The 24,362-nt window shown below is 56.0% G+C and carries 25 protein-coding genes; 17 read left to right on the top strand and 8 right to left on the bottom strand.

Annotation, left to right across the window (positions count from 1 at the left end; genetic code table 11):
• Positions 1-5: 5 nt before the first annotated feature.
• From IAI47_RS01900 to IAI47_RS01925, 6 genes are all read left to right on the top strand, one after another.
• On the top strand, positions 6-1,052 hold the full coding sequence (locus tag IAI47_RS01900; RefSeq protein WP_003852986.1) for an SPOR domain-containing protein: 1,047 nt from the start codon (positions 6-8) through the stop codon (positions 1,050-1,052).
• Positions 1,053-1,145: 93 nt separating this feature from the next.
• Positions 1,146-1,961, top strand: a complete 816-nt coding sequence (dam, locus tag IAI47_RS01905; protein WP_003852984.1) for an adenine-specific DNA-methyltransferase — start codon at positions 1,146-1,148, stop codon at positions 1,959-1,961.
• A 67-nt stretch (positions 1,962-2,028) separates the two neighbouring features.
• Entirely contained in the window at positions 2,029-2,712 is a 684-nt protein-coding gene (rpe, locus tag IAI47_RS01910) for a ribulose-phosphate 3-epimerase (RefSeq protein ID WP_003852981.1), read from the top strand.
• Complete coding sequence (locus IAI47_RS01915) at positions 2,696-3,373, top strand: phosphoglycolate phosphatase (RefSeq protein ID WP_008926265.1); 678 nt, start codon at positions 2,696-2,698, stop codon at positions 3,371-3,373. Before rpe ends, IAI47_RS01915 begins: the two co-directional genes overlap by 17 nt.
• Positions 3,374-3,389: 16 nt before the next feature.
• On the top strand, positions 3,390-4,391 hold the full coding sequence (gene trpS / locus IAI47_RS01920; RefSeq protein ID WP_003852975.1) for a tryptophan--tRNA ligase: 1,002 nt from the start codon (positions 3,390-3,392) through the stop codon (positions 4,389-4,391).
• Between the two features lie 404 nt (positions 4,392-4,795).
• Positions 4,796-6,073: a cytosine deaminase gene (locus IAI47_RS01925; protein ID WP_008926264.1), complete on the top strand. Its 1,278-nt coding sequence runs from the start codon at positions 4,796-4,798 to the stop codon at positions 6,071-6,073.
• A 35-nt stretch (positions 6,074-6,108) separates the two neighbouring features.
• Here IAI47_RS01925 and tsgA read toward each other — a convergent pair whose 3' ends face one another.
• Positions 6,109-7,287: an MFS transporter TsgA gene (tsgA, locus tag IAI47_RS01930; protein ID WP_003852972.1), complete on the bottom strand. Its 1,179-nt coding sequence runs from the start codon at positions 7,285-7,287 to the stop codon at positions 6,109-6,111.
• A gap of 261 nt (positions 7,288-7,548) precedes the next feature.
• On the opposite strand from tsgA, the gene ppiA reads away from it, so the two are divergent.
• The 5 genes from ppiA (at position 7,549) to IAI47_RS01955 (ending at position 10,893) form a co-directional block, all read left to right on the top strand.
• A complete protein-coding gene (ppiA, locus tag IAI47_RS01935; protein WP_003852970.1) occupies positions 7,549-8,121 on the top strand; it encodes a peptidylprolyl isomerase A in 573 nt (190 codons plus the stop codon).
• A 99-nt stretch (positions 8,122-8,220) separates the two neighbouring features.
• Complete coding sequence (locus IAI47_RS01940; RefSeq protein WP_003852968.1) at positions 8,221-8,391, top strand: YhfG family protein; 171 nt, start codon at positions 8,221-8,223, stop codon at positions 8,389-8,391.
• Positions 8,381-8,974, top strand: coding sequence for a putative adenosine monophosphate-protein transferase Fic (locus tag IAI47_RS01945; RefSeq protein WP_003852963.1), 594 nt, complete (start codon positions 8,381-8,383; stop codon positions 8,972-8,974). Before IAI47_RS01940 ends, IAI47_RS01945 begins: the two co-directional genes overlap by 11 nt.
• Before the next feature lie 41 nt (positions 8,975-9,015).
• On the top strand, positions 9,016-9,591 hold the full coding sequence (locus IAI47_RS01950; protein ID WP_008926263.1) for an aminodeoxychorismate/anthranilate synthase component II: 576 nt from the start codon (positions 9,016-9,018) through the stop codon (positions 9,589-9,591).
• A gap of 81 nt (positions 9,592-9,672) precedes the next feature.
• Positions 9,673-10,893, top strand: a complete 1,221-nt coding sequence (locus IAI47_RS01955) for an aspartate aminotransferase family protein (protein WP_003852959.1) — start codon at positions 9,673-9,675, stop codon at positions 10,891-10,893.
• Position 10,894: 1 nt separating this feature from the next.
• On the opposite strand, the gene IAI47_RS01960 is transcribed toward IAI47_RS01955, so the two are convergent.
• Both IAI47_RS01960 and crp read right to left on the bottom strand, forming a co-directional pair.
• Complete coding sequence (locus tag IAI47_RS01960; RefSeq protein WP_003852957.1) at positions 10,895-12,970, bottom strand: YccS/YhfK family putative transporter; 2,076 nt, start codon at positions 12,968-12,970, stop codon at positions 10,895-10,897.
• A 57-nt stretch (positions 12,971-13,027) separates the two neighbouring features.
• The gene (gene crp, locus IAI47_RS01965; RefSeq protein WP_003852956.1) at positions 13,028-13,660 is read right to left on the bottom strand and encodes a cAMP-activated global transcriptional regulator CRP; all 633 of its coding nucleotides are present in this window, start codon (positions 13,658-13,660) and stop codon (positions 13,028-13,030) included.
• Positions 13,661-13,963: 303 nt separating this feature from the next.
• On the opposite strand from crp, the gene IAI47_RS01970 reads away from it, so the two are divergent.
• Positions 13,964-14,368, top strand: a complete 405-nt coding sequence (locus IAI47_RS01970; protein ID WP_003852949.1) for an OsmC family protein — start codon at positions 13,964-13,966, stop codon at positions 14,366-14,368.
• Positions 14,369-14,881: 513 nt separating this feature from the next.
• Here the strand turns inward: IAI47_RS01970 and IAI47_RS01975 are convergent.
• From IAI47_RS01975 to IAI47_RS01985, 3 genes are all read right to left on the bottom strand, one after another.
• Entirely contained in the window at positions 14,882-15,751 is an 870-nt protein-coding gene (locus tag IAI47_RS01975) for a phosphoribulokinase (protein WP_003852946.1), read from the bottom strand.
• Positions 15,752-15,812: 61 nt separating this feature from the next.
• Entirely contained in the window at positions 15,813-16,031 is a 219-nt protein-coding gene (locus tag IAI47_RS01980; RefSeq protein ID WP_003852945.1) for a YheU family protein, read from the bottom strand.
• 4 nt (positions 16,032-16,035) lie between these two features.
• Positions 16,036-17,052: a hydrolase gene (locus IAI47_RS01985; RefSeq protein WP_008926262.1), complete on the bottom strand. Its 1,017-nt coding sequence runs from the start codon at positions 17,050-17,052 to the stop codon at positions 16,036-16,038.
• Between the two features lie 57 nt (positions 17,053-17,109).
• Here IAI47_RS01985 and IAI47_RS01990 point away from each other — a divergent pair, with 57 nt between their 5' ends.
• On the top strand, positions 17,110-17,712 hold the full coding sequence (locus IAI47_RS01990; RefSeq protein WP_003852942.1) for a LysE family translocator: 603 nt from the start codon (positions 17,110-17,112) through the stop codon (positions 17,710-17,712).
• Between the two features lies 1 nt (position 17,713).
• Here IAI47_RS01990 and IAI47_RS01995 read toward each other — a convergent pair whose 3' ends face one another.
• Entirely contained in the window at positions 17,714-18,694 is a 981-nt protein-coding gene (locus tag IAI47_RS01995; RefSeq protein WP_008926261.1) for a LacI family DNA-binding transcriptional regulator, read from the bottom strand.
• 236 nt (positions 18,695-18,930) lie between these two features.
• On the opposite strand from IAI47_RS01995, the gene tauA reads away from it, so the two are divergent.
• From tauA to tauD, 4 genes are read left to right on the top strand one after another with little or no spacing between them, the layout of a single operon-like run.
• On the top strand, positions 18,931-19,908 hold the full coding sequence (gene tauA / locus IAI47_RS02000; protein WP_008926260.1) for a taurine ABC transporter substrate-binding protein: 978 nt from the start codon (positions 18,931-18,933) through the stop codon (positions 19,906-19,908).
• A 9-nt stretch (positions 19,909-19,917) separates the two neighbouring features.
• The gene (tauB, locus tag IAI47_RS02005; RefSeq protein ID WP_003852938.1) at positions 19,918-20,685 is read left to right on the top strand and encodes a taurine ABC transporter ATP-binding subunit; all 768 of its coding nucleotides are present in this window, start codon (positions 19,918-19,920) and stop codon (positions 20,683-20,685) included.
• Positions 20,682-21,509, top strand: coding sequence for a taurine ABC transporter permease TauC (gene tauC / locus IAI47_RS02010; protein ID WP_003852935.1), 828 nt, complete (start codon positions 20,682-20,684; stop codon positions 21,507-21,509). The genes tauB and tauC overlap by 4 nt, the downstream gene beginning before the upstream one ends.
• The gene (tauD, locus tag IAI47_RS02015; RefSeq protein ID WP_003852933.1) at positions 21,506-22,345 is read left to right on the top strand and encodes a taurine dioxygenase; all 840 of its coding nucleotides are present in this window, start codon (positions 21,506-21,508) and stop codon (positions 22,343-22,345) included. The genes tauC and tauD overlap by 4 nt, the downstream gene beginning before the upstream one ends.
• Before the next feature lie 30 nt (positions 22,346-22,375).
• Here the strand turns inward: tauD and IAI47_RS02020 are convergent, their stop codons facing one another.
• A complete protein-coding gene (locus IAI47_RS02020; RefSeq protein ID WP_003852931.1) occupies positions 22,376-24,280 on the bottom strand; it encodes an ABC transporter ATP-binding protein in 1,905 nt (634 codons plus the stop codon).
• Positions 24,281-24,362: the final 82 nt, after the last annotated feature.

Raw genomic sequence — 24,362 nt, forward strand, 5'->3', positions numbered from 1 at the left:
GCAAAATGGATGAGTTTAAACCGGAAGACGAGTTAAAACCTGACGCCAGCGACCGCCGTCCCTCGCGCCCGCGTAAGCCGTCTGCCGCAGCCAAAGTACCGGCGTCGCGCCAGCGCATCATGATGGGTGTCGGGATTCTGGTTCTGCTGTTACTGGTACTGGGTATTGGTTCAGCGCTGAATGGCCCGGATGAGAAAAAGCCAGCGACTGCGGGCACGACTCCTGCCGCCAGTGGCGGTTCCGGTAGCGAGAAGAATATCGATCTGGGCGGCTCCTCTTCCATGTCAGCCGGGCAGACTCCTCCGTCAGGTCAAACCACGCCAGCGGCTGACGCAAATAACGCATCGACCAGCGGTGAGGGTGCCTCTGCTCCTCAGCGTGACGTTTCCATGCCGCCTGTGGCGTCAACGCCTACCCAGGCCGCGCCGGTTGACGCGCCAGCAAATCAGCAGCGCGTCACGCTGCCAGGCGATCTGAACAGCGCGCTGACGAATCAGCAGCAGCAGGTCGATAACGCTGCGATGGGAACGCAGGGTGGCAGTTCACTGCCGACGGCGCCCGCGACGGTCAGCGGTAATGCAGGAACGGCAGCCAATCCTGTCGCCGCACCTTCACGTCAGACGCCCAACAAATCCAGTGCTTCTGCACGTCCGGCGCATGATTCATCGCATAAAACGGCGTCGAAACCTGCAACCCGTGACAGCAAAACGCATACCACGTCAGCGCATTCCCCAGCCAGTTCTGCTCCGGCCACTGCGTCCACCGGCAGCAGTTCAGCCAGCAAATCCGTGCCAGGCGGCAGCTATACGCTGCAGCTGAGCGGTGCATCGAAGGCGGAAAGCCTGAATGCCTGGGCTAAACAACAGAATCTGAGCGGGTATCACGTCTACAAAACCACCCGTAACGGTCAGCCGTGGTATGTGCTGGTGAGTGGATCTTATGCCACACCGGCGGATGCCAAACGCGCTGTCGCGTCGCTGCCTGCGGAAGTACGTGCAAAAAACCCATGGGTAAAACCCGTTAGCCAGGTGAAGAAAGAAGCCAGCCAATAGCGGATGTGGGGCCATGTTCTGGCCCCGTTTTAAGCGCAGATCTGCTGTCGGTAAAGCCACAGCCTCACAATAAGATGTAATAACCACGACAGCATGAAAAAAAATCGCGCTTTCCTGAAATGGGCAGGGGGAAAATTTCCCTTAGTAGAAGAGATCCATCGTTACCTGCCGCAAGGCGACTGTCTGGTCGAGCCCTTTGTGGGTGCAGGTTCAGTGTTTCTGAACACGGAGTTTGATCGCTACCATCTTGCAGATATCAACAGTGACCTGATTAATCTCTACAACATTGTTAAAACGCGCACGGCGGATTTCATTCGTGACGCGCAGCTGCTGTTTACGCCGGAAGGTAACAACGAGATCTGTTATTACCAGCGGCGCACCGAATTCAACACCAGCACCGACGCCTACCAGCGCGCGCTGCTGTTCCTCTATCTGAACCGTCACTGTTACAACGGCCTCTGTCGCTATAACCTGCGTGGTGAGTTCAACGTGCCGTTTGGCCGCTATCGCAAACCCTACTTTCCGGAAGCAGAACTGTTATGGTTTGCCGAGCGCGCGCAAAAAGCGACGTTTGTCTGTGAATCGTACGATGTTACGCTGACCAATGCTGGCAAGGGCTCTGTGGTCTATTGCGATCCGCCTTATGCCCCGCTGTCGGCAACGGCTAATTTCACGGCTTATCACACCAACAGCTTCAGTCTTCGCGAGCAGGAGAATCTGGCGGCGTTAGCGGCACAGCTCGCTTCGTCGGAGAACCGTATTCCGGTTCTGATTTCTAACCACGACACTGCACTGACGCGTTTGTGGTATCAGGATGCAGTGTTACATGTGGTCAAAGCCCGGCGTTCTATCAGCCGAAGCATAACGGGTCGCACCAAGGTCGACGAACTGCTGGCACTTTATCGCTAGTCTGTTTCGTCCGCGACCAACGCATCACGCCAGCCTCCGGGCTGGCGCACAACAGTGGGAGAATCGGATGAAACAATATTTGCTGGCCCCTTCAATCCTTTCGGCGGACTTTGCCCGTCTGGGCGAAGACACAGCCAAAGCGCTGGCGGCCGGAGGTGACGTGGTGCACTTCGACGTGATGGATAACCACTACGTCCCTAATCTGACCATGGGTCCGATGGTGCTAAAAGCACTGCGGGACTATGGCATCACCGCTCCCATCGATGTGCATCTGATGGTGAAGCCGGTAGATGCGCTGATCCCTGAGTTCGCCAAAGCCGGCGCCACTTACATCACCTTTCATCCCGAAGCCAGCGAACATGTTGACCGCACCCTGCAATTGATTAAAGAGCATGGCTGTAAAGCAGGTCTGGTGTTTAACCCGGCGACCCCGCTTAGCTATCTGGATTACGTCATGGATAAGCTGGATATCATTCTGCTGATGTCAGTGAACCCTGGTTTTGGCGGTCAGTCATTTATTCCCGGCACCCTGGATAAACTGCGTGAAGCGCGCAGACGTATCGATCAGAGCGGTTACAACATTCGCCTTGAAGTGGATGGCGGCGTGAAGATCGACAATATCCGCGAGATAGCGGCTGCCGGTGCTGACATGTTTGTCGCCGGTTCTGCCATCTTCGGTCATCCTGACTATAAAAAAGTGATCGACGACATGCGCAATGAACTGGAGAAAGCCAATGGCTCATTTCACTGAGATTCGTGCGCTGGCGTTTGATCTCGATGGCACGCTGGTGGATAGCGCGCCAGGTCTTGCTGATGCGATCGACCGCACGCTGAGCGATCTCCGCCTGCCGCAGGCGGGCCTTGAGCGGGTCTCCACCTGGATCGGCAACGGTGCCGATATCATGATGGCCCGCGCGCTGACCTTCGCGCTGGGTCGCGAACCGCAGCCTGAAGAGCAGCGTGATGCGCGGGCGTTGTTTGACCGGCACTACGCCGATACGGTAGAGGCGGGTAGCACGCTGTTTCCACAGGTAAAACAGACGCTGGAGGCATTAAAGGCTTCCGGATTGCCGATGGCGATTGTGACGAACAAGCCGACGCCGTTTGTGGCACCGTTACTGGAATCGCTGGGCATTGCCGATGCGTTTTCGCTGATTATTGGTGGCGACGATGTGCCGGTTAAAAAACCGCACCCTGCAGCGATCTTTATGGTGCTGGGCACCTTCGGCGTATTGCAGAATGAGTTGCTGTTTGTTGGCGACTCTCGCAATGATATTCAGGCGGCGCAGGCGGCAGGCGTACCGAATGTGGGTATGACCTTTGGTTATAATTATGGCGAGCCGATTGCGACCAGCCAGCCCGATTTAACCCTCGACTCTTTCGACGAACTTTTGCCCGCTCTGGGGCTGTAAATATCAGGACTTAAGTATGAAACCCATCGTTTTCAGCGGCGCACAGCCGTCCGGCGAACTGACCATTGGCAACTATATGGGAGCGCTGCGTCAGTGGGTGCAGATGCAGGATGATTTCCACTGTATTTACTGCATCGTTGATCTGCACGCAATCACCGTGCGTCAGGATCCTGCAGCACTGCGCAAAGCGACGCTGGACACGCTGGCGCTTTATCTGGCCTGTGGTATCGACCCGGAAAAAAGCACCATCTTTGTTCAGTCGCATGTGCCAGAACACACGCAGCTGAGCTGGATCCTGAACTGCTACGCCTACTTCGGTGAACTGAGCCGCATGACGCAGTTCAAAGATAAATCAGCGCGTTACGAAGAGAACATCAACGCTGGTCTGTTCGATTATCCGGTGCTGATGGCGGCGGACATTCTGCTTTATCAGACCAATCAGGTGCCGGTGGGCGAAGATCAGAAGCAGCATCTGGAGCTGAGCCGCGATATCGCACATCGCTTCAATGCGATCTATGGCGACATATTCAGAGTGCCAGAGCCGTTCATTCCGAAATCGGGTGCACGCGTCATGTCTCTGCTGGAACCGACCAAAAAAATGTCCAAGTCCGACGATAACCGTAATAACGTTATCGGCCTGCTGGAAGATCCGAAAGCGGTCGTGAAGAAGATCAAACGCGCTGTGACTGATTCTGAAGAGCCGCCAGTGGTGCGCTACGACATCAAAGAGAAAGCGGGCGTGTCTAACCTGCTGGATATTCTGTCAGGCGTGACCGGTAAAACCATTGCTGAGCTGGAGCAGGAGTTCGAAGGCAAAATGTATGGTCATCTGAAAGGCGCGGTAGCCGATGCTGTGTCGGGCATGCTCTCTGAGCTTCAGGAGCGTTATCATCGCTTCCGCAACGATGAAGCCCTGCTGGAGCAGGTAATGCGTGATGGCGCGGCCAAAGCACGCGCACAGGCGCAGGAAACGCTGAAGAAGGTTTATCAGGCGGTAGGCTTTGTCGCGATGCCATAATGGCTGAGCAGACAAACAACGCGGCGGGCTTTGTGCCCGCCGTTTTTATTTGCAGGATTTAAAACCAGCGCAGGCTTTCACGCAGACTCACCACGCTGCCGATGATCATCAGGCTGGGACTGGTCACCTCTCCGGCTGGCCGACCATGCCGTTACCAATAACGACGACATTGTGCTTGCTCATTTTTGCCTCAAATTTGCGATATCTGCGGCTACAATAGCGCGCCATTTCTGACGCTTATTGATATACATCAACCACGGTCCTATATACCTATTAAGAGGTATGTTTTTGATTTTAATTAAGTTTATCTGGTGAGGCTAACCTGCTGAATATCCTGCATTGCCGTGCGTGGTATGAATCGTGCTAGTTTTAACCACTCAGGTTAACCGGATAAGGAATCAGCCATGTTGTCACCCAAGTGGATCAATAACGTGCGTTTACCCTGGCGGGAAGGATTGTGGCAAATCGAAATCGCCGACGGAAAAATTGCCCGCATTTCAGCTCAGTCGCAGCAGCCTTCACCCGCGGATCAATCACTGGACGGTGAGGGCGGCATAGCCTGCGCGCCCTTTATTGAGCCTCATATTCATCTGGATACCACCCAGACGGCGGGTGAACCGGCATGGAATCAGTCCGGGACGCTGTTTGAAGGCATTGAGCGCTGGGCCGAACGCAAGGCGCTGCTCAGCCACGAAGATGTTAAACAGCGGGCGTTGCAGACGCTGAAGTGGCAGATCGCCAACGGTATCCAGTTTGTCCGCACTCACGTTGACGTGTCCGATCCGTCACTGACGGCGCTGAAAGCGATGCTGGAGCTGAAAGCGGAGATGGCCCCATGGGTCACCCTTCAGATTGTCGCGTTTCCTCAGGAGGGCATTCTCTCTTATCCCAACGGCGAAGCATTGCTGGAGGAGGCGTTACGGCTGGGCGCGGATGTGGTCGGCGCCATTCCGCACTACGAATTCACCCGCGAATATGGCGTCGAGTCGCTGCATAAAACCTTTGCGCTGGCTAACCGCTACGACCGGCTGATCGATGTTCACTGCGATGAGATTGATGATGAACAGTCGCGTTTTGTGGAAACCGTGGCGGCGCTGGCACATCGCGATGGCAACGGCGCACGTGTGACGGCCAGTCATACCACCGCAATGCACTCTTACAATGGCGCGTACGCCTCACGGCTGTTCCGGCTGCTTAAACTGTCGGGCATTAACTTTGTTGCCAATCCGCTGGTCAATATTCATCTGCAGGGTCGCTTTGACACCTATCCTAAGCGGCGCGGGATAACGCGCGTAAAAGAGATGCTGGAGGCAGAGATTAACGTCTGCTTCGGCCACGACGATGTGTTTGATCCCTGGTATCCGCTGGGCACCGCCAATATGCTCCAGGTGTTGCATATGGGATTACATGTCTGTCAGCTGATGGGCTATGAGCAGATTGATGCGGGTCTGGATTTGATTACGCATAACAGCGCGAAGACGATGCAGCTGTCAGGTTATGGCATTCAGAGCGGCAACGAGGCCAGCCTGATCATTCTGCCAGCGGAAAGCGGTTTTGATGCGGTCAGAAGGCAGGTGCCGGTGCGCTATTCATTGCGTCGTGGTGTCGTGGTGGCAGAGACAAAGCCCGCAGAAAGCGAGATTTACTGGCGGGAACGGGAGCGCATCGACTTCCGGCGGTAGAAAGCAGAGCGGCGATGACTCGCCGCTCTGAAGGATTAATGCGTGACGTGACCGTGAGTACGATGACGGCTGACAAAGCCGAGCAGGGCACACATTACAAACACCACGGCGTAGAGCGCGTTAGCCGTCGCCAGTGCGGTATGCACACCACTTTTCTCAACGATAGGTGCCGTGACCACAAAGGTCAGCATGGTGCCGACGGTGCCGCAGGTCAGGATGAAGTTCACCAGCTTCGGTGAAGCCACTTTGGTCTGTAGTGAACCCAGAGTGATAATGGTGGTGTAGATAGCACTTGAGCTGAAACCAAGAATCATGATGATCCACTTCAGCATGCCAGCATCGCTGCTGCTGACGAACCAGTACATCAGCACGGTCGCCAGGCCTGCCAGCACCATCAGAATGCGTTGCAGATCGAAGAAACGCAGCAGGAAGCTGAAGGCCCACATACCCACCATATACGCCGTCCAGAAGCTGCCCACCAGTTGTCCTGCGTCATTGATGTTCATGCCCATGACTTTGGTGGCATATTCCGGCACCCAGGAGATAAAGCCGAGCTGGCCCAGAATGTAGCAGAGTGCCGCCACTGCCAGCAGCAGCACGCCCACACCCCATTTTTCTTTCTCAACCGTCGGGCTGTTTTCAGGCTTACGCAGCACCGGGAACTCAACAAACAGCGTCATGATGAAGATGGCGACGTAGATAAAGCCGATGCAGACGTAGACCCAGTACCACGGCAACTGACGCGCCAGCAGAATCCCTGCCAGCACCGGAAACAGTGTGCCCGCCATGCTGAAGAAGGAGTCGGTGAACAGCAGGCGTGAACCACGCTGACGACCTTCATACATGTGGGTAATCAGGAAGGTGCCGATCGACATGGTAATGCCGCTCACCACACCCAGTACAAACATGCAGAGCGAGAAGACAGTGAGATCGCGGCTGGTCATCAATCCGATTATCGCCAGCACCATCAGGACGAAGCCGAAAATAAGCTGGCGCTTCAGCGGCACAATGACCATCAGCCAGGCGTTCAGGAAGACCGCAGCTAAAATGCCGCTGTTGAGGAAGGTGAAGGTATTACTCATGCTGGAGATGGGGATCTGGAAATCTTTTGCGATATCGCCCATTACCATGCCGGTAACGATCACCAGCGCGCCGGTCAGTGCATAGGAGAAGAAGCTTATCCAGGTGAGGCCAATACGATTACGGTTTGTCATGTTCTGAACCTGTTGAGAACCGGGTGGCAAAAAGTGTCAGAAAGTGTAAACGGAACTGTGATCTTAATAAACAAGCAGTGAAACTACAGATCCATATTTCATGTATTGTGTGATTTTAATCACGCAATTGCGGGTGTTTAACGTTTGCTCAGACCTTTTGCTGCAACAGCGTAAATATAGGTAAAACGCTGGCTCATGGAATAGAGTCTCTTTACAATCAATCACGTTTTTGTGCCCGCTCTCCCAGGTAAGGAATCTTTCATGTTTAAACGTACTTTAACAGCGGCCATCACCCTGTTAGCGCTCTCTTCCGTTTCCGCCCAGGCGCTGGCCGCAAAAGGTGACACCCACGTTCTGCTCACCACCTCCGCCGGCAATATTGAACTCGAACTGAATAACCAAAAAGCGCCGGTTTCTGTGAAAAACTTCGTTGATTACGTCAACAATGGTTTTTACAACAACACCATTTTTCACCGCGTGATCCCGGGCTTTATGGTGCAGGGTGGGGGCTTCACCACAGACATGCAGCAGAAGCAGACCAACGCGCCAATTAAAAACGAAGCGGACAATGGCCTGCGTAACCTGCGCGGCACCATCTCTATGGCGCGTACCGCCGATAAAGACAGTGCGACCAGCCAGTTCTTCCTCAACGTCGCGGATAATGCCTTCCTCGACCACGGACAGCGCGATTTTGGCTATGCCGTATTTGGCAAGATTGTGAAAGGTCAGGATGTGGTTGAAAAAATTTCTCAGGTTCCGACCAAAGATGTGGGTCCTTACCAGAATGTTCCGTCCAAACCGGTAGTTATCCTCTCCGCTAAAGTCCTGCCTTAACGCTTTTCGTCGCCATCTGCGGATGGCGACCGTCTGTCGCCTCCGGCAAAGCCAGAAATTGCTCTTATACTTAGGGCAAAAACCTGAGCAGGAGGCGGCATGGCGAACAAACTCACCGAAAAACAGAAGGTCACCCTGTGGCAACAGCGACGTAGCGCCAGCTATCAGGCCAGCTGTCGGCTGGAAGGTTTCATGCCAAATGAAACCAGTGTTAACAGCGATGATGCAGCCGCACGTCTGGCGTCACTGAGGAGGCAATATGGACTCTAATACCGCCGTCAGCCAGGATCCCTACCTGTGGCAGCACGACAACGTGCTGAAAAACCTGCCCGATATTCATGACGCTGCGCAGCTGCGCAAGGCAGAGCTGAGCTTTAGTGCGGCACGCGCCGCTACGCTGGAGCTGGGCCCGCGTAATCCCGGGCTGCCTTACCTGCGCCAGATCCATCGCACGCTGTTCCAGGATGTCTACAGCTGGGCGGGGGAACTGCGCACCATTGATATCTGGCGTGATGAGACGCCGTTCTGTCATTTCGAATATATCGAAAAGGAAGGCAATGCCCTGATGGCCGCGCTGGAAGAAGAGAAGGGGTTAGCTGATTTGCCGCGTGACGAATTTATTCAGCGCCTCGCTCACTACTATTGCGAAATCAATATGCTGCATCCTTTCCGCCACGGAAATGGTCGGGCGCAGCGGATTTTCTTTGAACAGCTTGCACTGCATGCCGGATATCTGCTGAACTGGGAAGAGACGGATGCTGAAAGCTGGAAAGCGGCGAATCAGGCCGGTGTAGCCGGAGATTTGGTCCCGCTGGAGCAGGTCTTTGCGAAAGTGGTGAGTGAGGCGGCCTGACCGCGTAGAATAGCGGCGCGGTTTATCATTCTGGACACGTCATGCTGCTGCTTATCGACAATTACGACTCCTTTACCTGGAATCTCTATCAATATTTCTGCGAGCTGGGCGCGCAGGTTCAGGTGGTGCGCAATGATGCCATCACGCTGGAGCAGATGGCGGCGCTGCCACTGACCCATCTGGTCATCTCGCCTGGCCCCTGCACGCCGTCGGAATCAGGCATCTCGCTGGCGGCAATCCGGCACTTCGCCGGACAGCTGCCGGTGCTGGGCGTCTGCCTGGGCCATCAGGCGATTGCGCAGGCGTATGGCGCGCAGGTGGTACGTGCGCGTCAGGTGATGCACGGCAAAACCTCTGCCATTCAGCACACCGGCCAGGGCGTGTTTCGCAATCTCAATAATCCCCTTACCGTGACCCGCTATCACTCGCTGATTGTGCAGCGCGATACTCTGCCCGAGGCGTTCGAGGTGACGGCCTGGACGATGCGTGACGGCGAGCCTGACGAAATTATGGGATTCCGCCACAAAACTCTGGCGCTGGAAGGCGTACAGTTCCATCCCGAGAGCATTCTCAGCGAGCAGGGACATCTGCTGCTGCGCAATTTCCTTGAGCAATAAGTTGCCTTTGAGTGATTTTTTATGCATATTTTGTGATTATTATTTCATGTTTGCACAATAATCATTTAAATGGGGTCATCAATGGCAGCGGAAAAAATTGCGGTCACGCGGGAGACGTTCGATAACGTTATTTTGCCTGTTTATGCACCTGCGCAGTTCGTGCCGGTAAAAGGCAAGGGCAGCCGTGTATGGGATCAGCAGGGCAAAGAGTATATCGATTTCTCGGGTGGTATCGCCGTCACCGCACTTGGACACTGCCATCCTGCGCTGGTGGAGACGCTGAAAAGCCAGGGCGAGACGCTGTGGCACACCAGCAACGTCTTCACCAACGAACCGGCGCTGCGCCTTGCCAGTAAGTTAATCCAGGCGACCTTTGCCGATCGCGTCTTCTTTGCCAACTCCGGTGCCGAAGCCAACGAAGCCGCGTTTAAGCTGGCGCGCTACTACGCCTGCAAACGTCACAGCCCGTTTAAAAGTAAAATCATCGCCTTCCATAACGCCTTTCATGGCCGGACGCTGTTTACCGTTACGGTCGGCGGACAGCCAAAATATTCCGACGGGTTCGGGCCGAAACCGGCGGATATCGTCCACGTGCCGTTTAATGACCTTGATGCAGTGAAAGCGGTAATCGACGACCACACCTGCGCCATCGTGGTTGAACCGATTCAGGGCGAAGGCGGCGTAGTGCCCGCGACGCAGGAATTTATGCAGGGACTGCGCGAGCTTTGCGATCAGCATCAGGCGCTGCTGGTGCTGGATGAAGTGCAGAGTGGCATGGGACGCAGCGGCAAACTGTTCGCCTATGAGCATTATGGCGTCCAGCCCGATATTCTGACCTCAGCCAAAGCGCTGGGCGGCGGTTTCCCGGTCAGCGCCATGCTGACCACTAACGAGATCGCCTCGACCATGGCACCAGGCGTGCATGGGACCACGTATGGCGGCAATCCGCTGGCCTGCGCCATCGCTGAAACGGCGCTGGATATTATCAATACGCCGGACGTGCTGGCGGGTGTCGATATGCGGCGTGAGCACTTTGTCACAGCGCTGCAGGCCATTGATGCGAAGTATGACTTGTTCAGTGACATTCGCGGCAAGGGGTTGCTGATTGGCGCCGCGCTTAAACCTCAGCATGCCGGGAAGTCACGCGACATACTGAATGCCGCCGCCGCTGAGGGCGTGATGGTGCTGGTTGCCGGCACCGACGTGATGCGTTTTGCGCCGTCACTGATTATCGAACCGGCCGATATCGAAGAGGGCATGCGCCGCTTCGCCACCGCCGTCGGCAAGGTGCTTAACGGCTAGGCTAGTTTTTACGTAAGCGTCTGATCAGCCAGCGGCCATGTTGTGGTCGCTGGTTCCATGCCAGTGAGGAGATGGTGTACATCACGCTCAGATGGTCAAGAATACGTCGCACATGCTGTTCCACCACCGTGACAGGTCCCTCACTGATGTTCTCAAGATCATCCAGCAGATTAACCTGTGAGCTTTCACCATCATATTCCAGCCGCTGCTGACACCGCTGTAGCGCGATTTCACAGGATTGCAGATAGCGTTCTGCCAGCGAGTCGGTCAGCATAGTGTGCTCCCGCGCCAGAATCGTTATGGCATTAATGTGCTCAACAATAAACTGACTGTGCGTGACCCAGAGCCGCATATCACTCAGATAGCGGGAGTTAAACGCGGGTTCCTGCATCGCCTGATTCAGCGAGTTAAACAGCGCATTGTGCGCCTGATTCACCTTCACGCGCTGATACGCCAGTTTCTCAGGTGACTGTTCGTTACCCAGCAACAATCTCAGTGCGTCCTGATCGGCTTCCAGCGCATCATGGGCGTTCTGTCGCAGTAAGCCACTCTGCCACTGCGGCCACAGCCACAGCATTCCGCCAAAGGCGATCAGACAGCCCATCAGCGTATCCATCAGTCGCGGCAGCAGAAACTGCGCGCCATTCAGCGACAGCAATTGCAGCGAGTAAACCGCCGTGACCGTAAAGCCAATCATTGACCAGCCATAGAACTGGCGCGTAAAGCGATAGCTGATAAAGGTTATTGCCAGCATGATCAGCAGCACCAGCGACTCCGGTACCGCCAGCCGCAACGTGGCGGCCGCAATCACCAGACCGGCAAAGGTGCCCAGCGCACGGTGCTGGATGCGAACACGCGTAGCGCTGTAACCGTTCTGGCTGACGAACATGATGGTCATCAGGATCCAGTAAGGTTTGGGGATGTTGAAGAACAGCGCCAGTGCACTGCCCAGCATCAGCATTACCGCAAAGCGTCCGGCGGTGCGCAGCGCTGACGAGCGAAAAGAGAGATAACTGCGCAGCGCCGGTAACAGCGGCAGACGGCGCTGACGATCCGCCATCAGATCACGCTGATACAGCGGTTTCTGCGTGCGCAGCACCCGCGCAATGCGGTTGAAGTGGTAAAGACAGAAGTTACCCACCGGATTGTCGGGATGCTGATGGGCGATCTTCTCCAGCGCGCCGAGCTGTTTATCCATCGCAAAGCGATCGGGTAGCTGGTGATAAAGGATGTTATCCGCCAGCACCCGCAGCCGGGCCGAAATGGTTTTGGCATTCCAGCGGATTACCGCTTCGGCATGGCTCTGTTCGACCAGCTTCTGCACCTCTTCCGGCCGATGCAGGCTGACCGATATGTGTTCCTGCAGATCCAGCGCCACCTGAAAGGCGCGCGTCAGCCGCTTATGGCTGTGATCGCGGCTTGCCGACAGCATGTGCATCTGCTGATAGCAGGTGTTAATCAGATCAACCACTTTCTGCTGACGCGCCAGCAGCGGCGGCAGTGCCTTTTCCGGGTCGGTCAGCTGCGTCAGCAGGGTGTATTTGGCGTCGCAGTAGTTAGCCAGCTCGCGGTAGATCAGGCTGAGGCTTTCGCGCATCGGCTGCTCTTTCCACAGCCAGAACCAGAACCAGTTAAACAGCCCATACCAGAGCGTGCCGCCGATGTAGAGCAGCGGGGTAACATAGATGGGCATGCGGCCAATGAGGCTCAGGGTAAAAATGGCGGCGATAAGCGTGCCGGGCAGCAGACGACCATGCAGCGGGCTGATCTCACCCGTCACGCCGAGCAGCAGGGGCATGGCGAACAGGATGAGCGGTAGCGGAATGGCATGCAGTGTGAGCCACTGAATCAGGAAGCTGCCGAGGGCAAACAGGCTGCCACCCACAATCAGGCGTTTGAAAAAGCGTTTATGCGGGGTATCCAGACCGGCAATATTGCAGCAGGCAGGCACTAACGAGAACAGCAGACCTTTTTGCAGGTCGCCAGCCAGCCAGCCCAGCGCGACGGGCAGACAAAGCACCAGCGTTTGCCGCAAGGCGTAGTTGACTTCAGGATGGTAAATAATTCGACGCCACATCGGCCCAACACAAACAATAACGGCGTGATGTTGCCATCACGCCGTGGGTGACAGGAATTAGCGGGTGCCGTAAACGACGATGGTTTTGCCGTGTGCGGAGATCAGGTTCTGATCTTCCAGCATCTTCAAAATACGGCCCACGGTTTCGCGTGAACAACCAACAATCTGGCCAATTTCCTGACGAGTGATTTTAATTTGCATGCCGTCGGGATGCGTCATGGCATCTGGCTGCTTCGCCAGGTTGAGCAGGGTCTGTGCAATGCGTCCGGTGACGTCGAGGAAAGCGAGGTTACCCACTTTTTCAGACGTGACCTGCAGGCGACGCGCCATCTGCGAGGAGAGTCGCATCAGGATGTCGGGATTAACCTGAATCAGCTGACGGAATTTCTTGTAAGAAATCTCCGCCACTTCGCACGCGCTTTTCGCACGTACCCAGGCGCTGCGCTCCTGGCCTTCTTCGAACAGGCCAAGCTCACCAATGAAATCGCCCTGATTCAGGTAGGAAAGAATCATCTCTTTGCCTTCTTCATCTTTAATCAGAACCGCGACGGAACCTTTCACGATGTAGTAAAGCGTTTCTGCTTTTTCACCTTGGTGAATCAGCGTACTTTTGGATGGATACTTGTGAATATGGCAATGGGACAGGAACCATTCGAGTGTAGGGTCTGTTTGCGGTTTGCCGAGAACCATTCGCTATTATCCTCTGTTGTAATCGTGCCCAAAATACAGGGGGCAGTTTTCCCTGTCAGGCGGTGAAAGCTTCAAGCGTTTCCCTTTCAGGAAATTATTCGGGCCGCATCAGGCGCAGTGCGCATCATTCTTCCCGGCTTCGCCATCGGGTGACGAAAAATATTTTCAGCACTGTTTGTAGCACAGCTTTTGCCGACTGTCTTGTGTTGTCTCGCTTCAGCTACAGGCGGATTTCTCTGGATTGCTGTTTACCAGGCGAAAGCGTACTCTGGCGACAAAACAGCGTATTCCGGAGCAAAAATCATGCAGGCAAGAGTGAAGTGGGTAGAAGGACTGACATTCCTCGGAGAATCCTCATCCGGCCATCAGATACTGATGGATGGAAATTCGGGCGATAAAGCGCCCAGCCCAATGGAGATGGTGCTGATGGCGGCCGGCGGATGCAGCGCGATTGACGTGGTATCAATTCTGCAAAAAGGCCGTAACGATGTGGCTGATTGTGAAGTAAAACTGACCTCAGAACGTCGTGAAGAGGCGCCGCGAATCTTTACGCACATCAACCTGCATTTTATCGTGAGTGGTAAAGCGCTCCAGGATAAAGCGGTCTCACGCGCGGTGGATCTTTCTGCTGAAAAATATTGTTCGGTGGCCATCATGCTGGGTAAAGGCGTGACGATTACGCATAGCTATGAAGTGATTGAGCTGTAACAGGCTGAAGGGCATTTTAAAGTCGCGGGCCAATTCGGAGTCGGTCTGGTGTCGTGCCGTTCCTGCATAGAGAGTCCGCTTTAAGACTGTGCCCGCGTTATTACGCACCTCATCCCTGAGGTGCGCCCATACCGGGCCAACGCTTTGCGTTGTTCAAAAACGCTCCCGGCGTTTTTGTCCCAGTCGCGGGACGCTTTCCTCTTCTGACCCTGTTCCCGGCGTGTTGAGCTTAGGTGTTGCTGTCAGATTCTTTGTCACCAGGTTTTTTCAGTGGCGACCTTTCTGAAAACGGATGTGGTTGCCGGACGTGAAGCGAAGGGAGCATATGCCTGTAGCAAAGCATAGCGGGCCAGGGATGGCCCGCGCTGAGCCTGCCAGGGATGGCGGTTTTGCGTCTTTGCGAAAGGTGTATGCTCCCTGAAGCCAGCTCAGCAGTAAGCCTTTCCCCGCAGAAATGCCAGTTTTACATCTTTGCGAAAGGCCTCTGCTCTCTGCGTTTTTTTTGCTGACCTCTTACTCTATCCGCTTACCTTCCATCAGCCGCTTCACCAGCGGACCCATGATCAGCTCCATCGCCAGACCCATTTTGCCGCCGGGCACGACCAGCGTATTGATGTGCGAGATAAACGAACCCTGCAGCATCGCCAGCAGGTAGGGGAAGTCGATATCTTCCAGCGCCTGGAAATGAATCACCACAAAGCTCTCATCCAGTGACGGAATGGCGCGGGCAGCGAACGGGTTTGAGGTGTCGACGGTCGGGACGCGCTGAAAGTTGATGTGGGTGCGCGAGAACTGTGGCGTGATGAAATTGATGTAATCTTCCATCGAACGCACCACGGAATCCATCACTGCTTCGCGTGAATGACCGCGCTCGCCGGTGTCGCGCACCAGCTTCTGAATCCACTCCAGGTTAACAATGGGCACAACGCCCACCAGCAAATCAACCTGTTCCGCCACGTTATGCTGCGCCGTCACCACGCCGCCGTGCAGTCCTTCATAGAACAGAATGTCAGTGTTCTGCGGCAGCGGCTGCCAGGGCGTAAAGGTGCCGGGCACCTGATTCCACGGTACGGCTTCATCGTAGGTGTGCAGATATTTACGCGACTGGCCCTGTCCGCTTTGACCATACTCTTTAAAGCTCTGCTCCAGCAGACCAAAGTCATTGGCTTCCGGGCCAAAGTAGCTGACGTGACGTCCTAAATCGCGCGCCTTACGAATCGCCATATCCATTTCAGGGCGGGTAAAGCGGTGAAAGCTGTCGCCTTCAAGTTCAGCAGCATGAAGATCGAGCTGCTGAAAGATTTTACGAAACGCGAGGCTGGTGGTGGTGGTTCCTGCACCGCTGGAACCGGTCACCGCGATAATGGGATGACGTGCAGACATAGAAAAGCTCCCTGTGAGGTCGGGCGATGAGCATTGTTATCATGAAATGATGCCGGGTGCATCAGCCACGAAATTCTTTGCGCGGCATGATATTGACCGATTCATGCAGTTCCGACCACACCAGCACCACTTCACCGGTTTCCAGCTGGCGTCGCACATCAGCTACCTTGTCCAGGAGGCTGCGTTCCTGCTCGCCATAGTCTGTGCCTTCACGCAGCACAAAGGTTTCAATCAGATTTTCAAGGGTCTCAGGTGAGACCTGTTGCCAGGGAATAATCACAAGATCAGTTATCCAGAAAAGGGGCGATCCACTGCGGGATGCGCTGTTCCAGCCACATTTCAGGCTGGCGTAGCGTTCCGCCGACAAAACCGACGTGGCCGCCGTAGGGTGTCAGTTGATAAGTAATAGTGGCAGATAATTGGCTGCTGTGCGGGATCACCTCATCACTCATAAAGGGATCGTCTTTGGCGTGGATGATCAGTAGCGGTTTCTCTGTGTGTTTCAGCCAGGGCATGGCGCTGGCACGATGATAATAATCTGCTGCATCGACAAAACCGTGGGCGCGGGCCGTAATCGCATCATCAAAATCGCGCAGTCGCCGCATCGCTTTGAGCTGTGCCAGATTAACCGGCAGGGTGTCCGGCCAGGCATGCAGTTTGCGGCGGGCATTTTTCTTGAGCTGCGCCAGCAGGTAGTACTGATAGAAGCGCGAGAAGCCGCGTTCCAGTTTCACGCTGCACGGTTCCAGCAGCAGCGGGGCGGAGACAATCACGGCGGCATCCACCTCCGCAGCGGCACCCTGCTGGCCGAGCAGGCAGCCCAGCATGTTGCCGCCCAGCGAGAAACCCACGGCGGCGGTAGGCACATGACCCCAGCGGGTGCGCAGCCAGTGCAGGAAGAAGCGGGCATCTTCAGTTTCGCCGGAGTGATAGATGCGGTTCAGCCGGTTAGGTTCGCCGCTGCAGCCGCGAAAATGCATCACTACTGCCAGCCAGCCGCGTGCGCGGCAGATCGCCATCAGGCCATGAATATAGGGACTCTGAAAGCTGCCCTCCAGTCCATGAAACAGCACCACGCGCGGTTTATGCTGCGCCAGCTGCGGATCTTCGCTCCAGGCGAGATCGACGAAATCGCCATCGGGCAGATCGAGACGCTGCCAGTGAGGAGCGAAGGTGATACGGCGACGTAACAGGCGCGGCAGCATCGTCTGCAGATGCGCGTTACGCAGCGTGTCAGGTGGTCTGAACTGCTCGTTTTCCGGGCCGGTAAATTTCATGTGGTAAAAGCTTGTCTGTTCCATATCACACTGTTAGCTTCGATAAGTTTTTTATTGCAGGGTAAGGAGTACCCGATTGCCATGGAACTGAGTCTTTTCTTATCAATGTTGGGATTTCTGTGGGTCGCGGCCATTACGCCAGGCCCCAATAATATGTTACTCACCGCCTCGGGCGCTAATTTTGGCTTTCTGCGCACGATTCCGCTGATGATCGGCATCATGATCGGCATGCAGGTGATGCTGCTGATGGTGGCCTTTGGCGTAGGCGGTTTGATCCTGCTCTATCCCTCGCTGCATCTGATGCTGAAAATCGCCGGTAGCCTCTATCTGCTCTGGCTGGCGTGGAAGATAGCCACCGCCAGTTATGCAAAGCTGGAAACTGACCAGGCACCGGATGCGCCAATGCCGTTCTGGCAGGGCGGGTTGCTACAGCTTATCAACCCCAAAGCCTGGCTGATGGCGCTGGGCGCGGTCGCCAGCTTCAGTCTGGCCGGTGATGCGTATCGTCATTCCGTGATGGCCATAAGCGTCGGTATGTTTCTGGTTAATCTGGTGTCGGGCGTCATCTGGATGGGATTTGGCGCGATGATTGGTCGCATTCTGCGCAGTCGCCGCGCCTGGAGAATATTTAACCTCGCCATGGGGCTGCTGACCGCTGCCTGCGTGCTATTAATCTGGCATTGAGTCAGCTGGATGCGCGTTCAACGCGCGTCCAGGGCAGCAACTCACGCATCACCGGCGCGTTCGGGTTGCGGATCTTCTGCAGCAGCAGCTGTACGCTGCGTGCGCCCAGCTGATTCATCGGCTGTTCAATGGTAGTCAGTGGCGGATTCAGGCTGCGGGTAAAGGGCACTCCGTCAAACCCAACCACCGCCAGATCTTCCGGCACGCGCAGACCCGCTTCCAGCGCCGCATGCACCACGCCCATCGCCAGCACATCTGAAACCGCAAACACCGCATCCGGCGGTTCCGGCAATGCCATTAATTCCTTCATCGCCTGAATGCCTGCCTCTGGGGAGATTTCATAGGTATAGGAGACGGCGGACCACGCATAGCCCAGCTCCTCAATGGCCTGGCGGTAGCCCTTTTCACGATGATGCGAGTAGAGGTAACGCATGTCGCCATTGACCAGCCCAATGCGTTTCCGCCCTTTACCCGCGAGGTAATGGATGGTGTCACGCGCGGCTTCAAGGTGATCAATGCTGACCGAGGAGGCGGGAATATCCGGATCAAATTCACAGCATTGCACCCAGGGCGCCCCGGCGATCAGCGCCTGCAAATCCTGCAACCCTGATGCGGCATCCATCGTTATTACACCATCCACCACTTTTCCGGTCAGCAGCGAAAGATAGGCGGCTTCACGCTGAAGCTGCGAGGCGGAGTTGCAAAGCAGAATGTGATAGCCGTGCAGTTCTGCTTCGGCTTCAATGCCCTGAACCACGCGCGAACAGAAGGGGTTGGTAATATCCGAGATCAGCACCAGCAGCATGTGGCTTTGTGCCGTCCGCAGCTGACGTGCCAGTAAGTTGGGCTGATAGTCGCAGGCAGAGATTGCCGCCAGAACTTTCTCACGCGTATCGGGCTTTACGCCGGGATGCGCGTTGAGAACCCGCGATACCGTGGCTTTGGAAACGCCAGCCAGCTGAGCGACTTTCTCGATCGACATCGGATTTAAAGACCTTAACAGGCAATAATTGGGAACGCATATCAATAACACAGGCACAATGTGAGCGCCTGACATTTTTGCTTACTTTAGCTATTTTCAGCATTTGCGATTTTCAGCTTAGTTTTGCAGATAGTGATCTAAGAACTTATTTCTATTAGGGATAATTTTTAATTCCTTTATGAAACTATTGCGTGCAGAGACACTGCCTCCACGATAAAACCGGTGGGGTAGTGATCATGGCAGCAACACGTTTAACTTTCTTAGCCGCAGCGATGGCGCTGCTGGCGTTTCGGGCTGATGCAGTCAATGTCACCGTTGCGTACCAGACCTCTGCCGAACCGGCGAAAGTGGCACAGGCTGATGGCAGTTTTGCCAAAGAGAGCGGGGCCAGCGTCGACTGGCGTAAGTTTGACAGCGGTGCAGGCGTATTGCGCGCGCTGGCGTCCGGCGACGTCCAGATTGGCAATATCGGCTCCAGTCCGTTAGCGGTCGCAGCGGCGCAAAAGCTGCCAATCGAAGCCTTTCTGCTTGCCTCACAGCTGGGCAACTCTGAAGCGCTGGTGGTAAAGAAGAACATCACCACTCCCAGCGATCTCATCGGCAAGCGCATCGCGGTGCCGTTCATCTCTACCACCCACTACAGCCTGCTTGCTGCACTGAAACACTGGGGCATTAAACCGTCGCAGGTACAGCTGGTTAATCTGCAGCCACCTGCGATTATCGCGGCGTGGCAGCGTGGCGACATTGATGGCGCTTACGTCTGGGCGCCTGCGGTGAATGAACTGGAAAAACAGGGCAAGGTGCTGACCGACTCGGCGGCAGTGGGGAGCTGGGGATCGCCGACGCTGGATGTCTGGGTGGTCCGCAAAGATTTCGCTGAGCAGCATCCGGAGATCGTGACCGCGTTTGCCCGCAGCGCACTTGATGCGCAGCAGGCCTATCTTAACAGCCCCGATAGCTGGCTGAAGCAGCCCGATAATCTCAGCAAACTCTCCCGCCTTAGCGGTGTGCCGGAAGCGCAGGTGCCGGATCTGGTGAAGGGCAATACCTACCTCACGGCGCAGCAGCAGGTTGAGCAGCTGGGCAAACCGGTCAATAAAGCGATCGTCGATACTGCGCAGTTTCTGAAAGCACAGGGCCGGGTGCCGCAGGCGGATAACGACTACAGCAGCTATGTGACCTCCCGTTTCGTCGCACCATTAGTTAAACCTTAAGGAGGCACGATGCTGCGTATCGCTCATCTTCATGCCCGTTATGCCGGACAACCGGTGTTGCAGGATATCAATCTGCAGCTGGATAGCCATGAACTGCTGGTGGTGCTCGGCCCCTCCGGCTGCGGCAAAACCACGCTGCTTAATCTGGTTGCCGGATTTCTGCCGGTGGAGTCGGGCAGCATCACGCTGGATAAACAGCCAGTGACGGGGCCTGGTGCGGAGCGCGGCGTGGTGTTTCAGCATGAAGGCTTACTGCCATGGCGTAACGTGCTGGATAATGTTGCCTTTGGTCTGCAGCTGGCGGGGATGTCGCGTCCGGCGCGCGAGGCCATCGCACGGAAGCTCATCAGGCAGGTGGGGCTGGAAGGGGCGGAGAAGCGCGCCATCTGGCAGTTGTCAGGCGGTCAGCGGCAGCGGGTCGGCATTGCACGCGCGCTGGCGACCGATCCGCAACTGCTGCTGCTTGACGAGCCATTTGGCGCACTGGATGCCTTTACCCGCGAGCAGATGCAGACCCTGCTGCTGACGCTGTGGCGCGACAGCGGTAAACAGATCCTGCTGATTACGCACGATATAGAAGAGGCTATTTTCCTGGCCAGCGAACTGATTCTGCTGTCGCCAGGACCCGGCCGCATCGTGGAACGCTTGCGGCCCGGCTTTGGTCAGCGCTTTGCCGCAGGTGAGTCGTGCCGCAGCATAAAATCCGATCCGCAGTTTATCGCCCAGCGCGAATATGTGCTGAGCCGCGTATTTGACCAGCGGGAGGCGTTTGCATGAGCGCGTTAATCCACGACAAGTCTCTGCCGGTGCGCCGTCGTTTGCGCTGGCCATTTTCAACCACGTTCACGCTGAGCATGCTGAGTCTCTCTCTGCTGTTGCTGCTCTGGTGGGGCGTGACCGCGCTGGGCCTGATTGCTCCGCTGTTCCTGCCGTCGCCACAGCAGGTGTTCAGCAAGCTGCTGCTGATTGCCAGCGCCCAGGGCTTTATGGATGCCACGCTGTGGCAGCATCTGGCCGCCAGTCTGACGCGGATGCTGATTGCGCTGACCGCGGCTGCCGTCATCGGCATTCCGGTGGGGATTCTGATGGGCCTCAGCCCGGTAGCTCGCGGTCTGCTTGATCCGCTTATTGAGCTTTATCGCCCGATTCCGCCACTTGCCTATCTGCCGCTGATGGTGATCTGGTTTGGCATTGGTGAGACGTCGAAAATCCTGCTGATCAGCCTGGCCATCTTCGCGCCGGTGACGCTCTCCACGCTGGCCGGGGTGCGTAACACCCAGCAGGTACGGATTCGTGCGGCGCGCTCGCTGGGAGCTAACCGCTGGCAGCTGCTGCGCTGGGTGATTCTGCCGGGCGCGCTGCCGGAGATTCTGACCGGCCTGCGCATTGGGCTCGGGGTGGGCTGGTCAACGCTGGTGGCGGCGGAGCTGATTGCCGCCACGCGTGGCCTCGGTTTTATGGTGCAGTCAGCGGGAGAATTCCTCGCCACCGATGTGGTGCTGGCGGGTATCGCCGTGATCGCTTTTATCGCTTTTAGCTTAGAACTCGGGCTTCGTGCGTTGCAGCGCCGTCTGACGCCCTGGAGTGGAGAACAATCATGAATGAACGTCTGAGTTTTACCCCGCTTGGCCCTTACATAGGCGCGCAGGTCTCAAACCTGGATGTCTCACGGCCATTGAGTGATGCGCAGTTTGAGCAGTTGTATCATGGCTTGCTGCGTCATCAGGTGCTGTTTCTGCGGGACCAGAAGATTACGCCTGAACAGCATCGCGCTCTGGCAATCCGTTTTGGCGACCTGCATATCCATCCGGTCTATCCCCATGCGGAGGGCGTCGAAGAGATTATCGTGCTCGATACCCATCAGGATAATCCGCCGGATAATGACAACTGGCACACCGATGTCACCTTTATCGAAACACCGCCGGCTGTCGCGCTGCTGGCCTCCAAAGTCTTACCGGAAGCGGGCGGTGACACGCTCTGGACCAGTGGCATCGCCGCTTACGAGGCGCTGTCAGTGCCTTTTAAGCAGTTGCTGGAGGGTCTCCGCGCCGAGCATGATTTTAAAAAATCATTCCAGGAGTATAAGTACCGCAAAACGGAGGAAGAACATCTGCGCTGGCAGCAGGCGGTGGCAAAACATCCACCCGTGCAGCATCCGGTAATCCGCACGCATCCGGTCAGCGGCAAAAAAGCGCTGTTTGTGAATGAAGGCTTTACCACGCGGATCCTGGATTTAAGCGAGAAGGAGAGTGATGCGGTGCTGGGCTTCCTGTTTGCGCACGCTACCAAACCGGAGTTTCAGGTGCGCTGGCGCTGGCAGCCAGACGATCTGGCTATCTGGGATAATCGGGTCACGCAGCATTATGCCAATGCCGACTATTATCCGGCCCGGCGGATCATGCAGCGGGCAACGGTACTGGGCGACAAACCCCGTTAAAAAGCATCTCCCCGTAAGCGGGGAGATTTTTTATGAGGCCATAATCTGTTCGAGCTGTTCCTGGGCTTCCAGCCACGCCATCTCAACCTCTTCCAGCGCAGATTTACTTTCCGCCTGCCGCTTGAGTGCAGTGGTCAGGTCCGCTTTTCGGCTCTGATCATAAATCGCACTGTCTGCGAGCTGCGCTTCGGCATCGGCCAGCTGGCTCTGCCATTTGCTCATCTGCTTTTCCAGCTTCTCTATCTCTTTGCGCAGCGGCTGGGTCTGAGTGCGCAGTTCGGCATCACGGCGCTTTTGATCTTTACGCGCCTGGGCGCTGTTACCGTTATCCAGTTTCGGCGCGGCATCCTGTTGCGCCTGCTGTTTCTGCAGATCGCTCAGCCACTGCTGATAATCTTCGAGGTCGCCCTCAAACACATCCACTTTGCCATCATGCACCAGATAGAGATCGTCCGTGGTCGCGCGCAGCAGGTGACGGTCATGCGAGACCACCACCAGTGCACCTTCGAAGTCGATCAGCGCTTCGGTCAGCGCCTGGCGCATATCAAGATCCAGGTGGTTAGTTGGTTCATCGAGCAACAGCAGGTTAGGGCGTTGCCAGACAATCAGCGCCAGCACCAGTCGCGCTTTCTCACCGCCGGAGAAGCGCTCAGTGTTCTCCGTGACTTTGTCGCCGCGGAAATCGAAGCCGCCCAGATAGTCGCGCAGCTGCTGTTCCAGCACGTCAGGCGCAATGCGCGACAGATGCTGCAGCGGTGACTCATCGGCCCGCAGGTACTCCAGCTGATGCTGGGCGAAGTAACCAAGCTTGATCCCTTTCGCCAGCCCCATCTTGCCATGCATCGCCTCCAGCTCACCTGCCAGCAGCTTAATCAGGGTGGATTTACCGGCTCCGTTACGTCCCAGCAGGCCGATGCGTGAGCCTGGCACCAGGTTGAGCTTGATCGCGTCGAGAATGATGCGATCGCCATAACCTGCGGTGACCTTCTCCATCTTCATCAGTGGATTAGGCAGGTTTTCCGGCTTGCGGAAGGTGAAGCTGAATGGATTATCAACATGGGCGGGCGCAATCATCTCCATGCGCTCCAGCATCTTGATGCGGCTCTGTGCCTGTTTCGCCTTGGTCGCCTGGGCGCGGAAGCGATCAATGTAGCTGTGCAAATGCGCGACTTTCTCCTGCTGACTCTCATACAGCGCCTGCTGCTGAGCCAGCTTGGCGACGCGCTGCCGTTCAAAGGAGCTGTAGTTGCCGGTATATTCGAACATCGACTCCTGTTCGATATGAATAATTTTGTCGATGACCGGATCGAGGAAGTCACGATCGTGCGAGATCAGGATCAGTGTGCCTTCATAACTTTTCAGCCAGCGCTCCAGCCAGATCACCGCATCGAGATCGAGGTGGTTGGTCGGTTCATCCAGCAACAGCAGATCGGAACGGCAAATCAACGCCTGTGCCAGATTGAGGCGCATGCGCCAGCCACCAGAAAAGTCGCTGACCGGCCGTTGCAACTGCTCCTGACTGAAGCCCAGGCCGTGCAACAGGCTTGAGGCGCGCGCATGAATGCTCCACGCCTGCACCGCGTCCAGCTGGCCATGCAGCAGCGCAATGGCATTGCCATCGTCACGCAGATTGGCGTCCGCCAGCTCGGCTTCAAGCTGACGAAACTGGCGATCGCCATCAATCACGTACTCCAGCGCGGCTTTATCCAGCGCTGGCGTTTCCTGATTCACCCAGGCCAGCGCCCAGTGAGCGGGGAACGTGACGGTGCCGGCATCGCTGGTGATTTCACCTTTTAACAGCGACAGCAGCGTGGATTTCCCACAGCCGTTTTTACCCACCAGCCCGACCTTCTGACCGGGATTAATGGTGGCGGTGGCATTGTCGAGCAGGACGCGGATGCCGCGGCGAATTTGTAAGGCTGAGAAGACAATCATGTAAGCGCCGTATCGTCAGAATATGTTAATTTACTGGCAACATAATGAGATTTTGCTGCGTCGTGCATGGTAGCTGAAAACC

The organism is Pantoea sp. MT58, from assembly GCF_014495885.1.
GTDB lineage: Bacteria > Pseudomonadota > Gammaproteobacteria > Enterobacterales > Enterobacteriaceae > Pantoea > Pantoea eucalypti.

Coding starts and splice junctions, on each gene's coding strand:
- IAI47_RS01900 (WP_003852986.1), top strand. CDS start 6: ATGGATGAGTTTAAACCGGAAGACGAGTTAAAACCTGACGCCAGCGAC.
- dam (WP_003852984.1), top strand. CDS start 1,146: ATGAAAAAAAATCGCGCTTTCCTGAAATGGGCAGGGGGAAAATTTCCC.
- rpe (WP_003852981.1), top strand. CDS start 2,029: ATGAAACAATATTTGCTGGCCCCTTCAATCCTTTCGGCGGACTTTGCC.
- IAI47_RS01915 (WP_008926265.1), top strand. CDS start 2,696: ATGGCTCATTTCACTGAGATTCGTGCGCTGGCGTTTGATCTCGATGGC.
- trpS (WP_003852975.1), top strand. CDS start 3,390: ATGAAACCCATCGTTTTCAGCGGCGCACAGCCGTCCGGCGAACTGACC.
- IAI47_RS01925 (WP_008926264.1), top strand. CDS start 4,796: ATGTTGTCACCCAAGTGGATCAATAACGTGCGTTTACCCTGGCGGGAA.
- tsgA (WP_003852972.1), bottom strand. CDS start 7,287: ATGACAAACCGTAATCGTATTGGCCTCACCTGGATAAGCTTCTTCTCC.
- ppiA (WP_003852970.1), top strand. CDS start 7,549: ATGTTTAAACGTACTTTAACAGCGGCCATCACCCTGTTAGCGCTCTCT.
- IAI47_RS01940 (WP_003852968.1), top strand. CDS start 8,221: ATGGCGAACAAACTCACCGAAAAACAGAAGGTCACCCTGTGGCAACAG.
- IAI47_RS01945 (WP_003852963.1), top strand. CDS start 8,381: ATGGACTCTAATACCGCCGTCAGCCAGGATCCCTACCTGTGGCAGCAC.
- IAI47_RS01950 (WP_008926263.1), top strand. CDS start 9,016: ATGCTGCTGCTTATCGACAATTACGACTCCTTTACCTGGAATCTCTAT.
- IAI47_RS01955 (WP_003852959.1), top strand. CDS start 9,673: ATGGCAGCGGAAAAAATTGCGGTCACGCGGGAGACGTTCGATAACGTT.
- IAI47_RS01960 (WP_003852957.1), bottom strand. CDS start 12,970: ATGTGGCGTCGAATTATTTACCATCCTGAAGTCAACTACGCCTTGCGG.
- crp (WP_003852956.1), bottom strand. CDS start 13,660: ATGGTTCTCGGCAAACCGCAAACAGACCCTACACTCGAATGGTTCCTG.
- IAI47_RS01970 (WP_003852949.1), top strand. CDS start 13,964: ATGCAGGCAAGAGTGAAGTGGGTAGAAGGACTGACATTCCTCGGAGAA.
- IAI47_RS01975 (WP_003852946.1), bottom strand. CDS start 15,751: ATGTCTGCACGTCATCCCATTATCGCGGTGACCGGTTCCAGCGGTGCA.
- IAI47_RS01985 (WP_008926262.1), bottom strand. CDS start 17,052: ATGGAACAGACAAGCTTTTACCACATGAAATTTACCGGCCCGGAAAAC.
- IAI47_RS01990 (WP_003852942.1), top strand. CDS start 17,110: ATGGAACTGAGTCTTTTCTTATCAATGTTGGGATTTCTGTGGGTCGCG.
- IAI47_RS01995 (WP_008926261.1), bottom strand. CDS start 18,694: ATGTCGATCGAGAAAGTCGCTCAGCTGGCTGGCGTTTCCAAAGCCACG.
- tauA (WP_008926260.1), top strand. CDS start 18,931: ATGGCAGCAACACGTTTAACTTTCTTAGCCGCAGCGATGGCGCTGCTG.
- tauB (WP_003852938.1), top strand. CDS start 19,918: ATGCTGCGTATCGCTCATCTTCATGCCCGTTATGCCGGACAACCGGTG.
- tauC (WP_003852935.1), top strand. CDS start 20,682: ATGAGCGCGTTAATCCACGACAAGTCTCTGCCGGTGCGCCGTCGTTTG.
- tauD (WP_003852933.1), top strand. CDS start 21,506: ATGAATGAACGTCTGAGTTTTACCCCGCTTGGCCCTTACATAGGCGCG.
- IAI47_RS02020 (WP_003852931.1), bottom strand. CDS start 24,280: ATGATTGTCTTCTCAGCCTTACAAATTCGCCGCGGCATCCGCGTCCTG.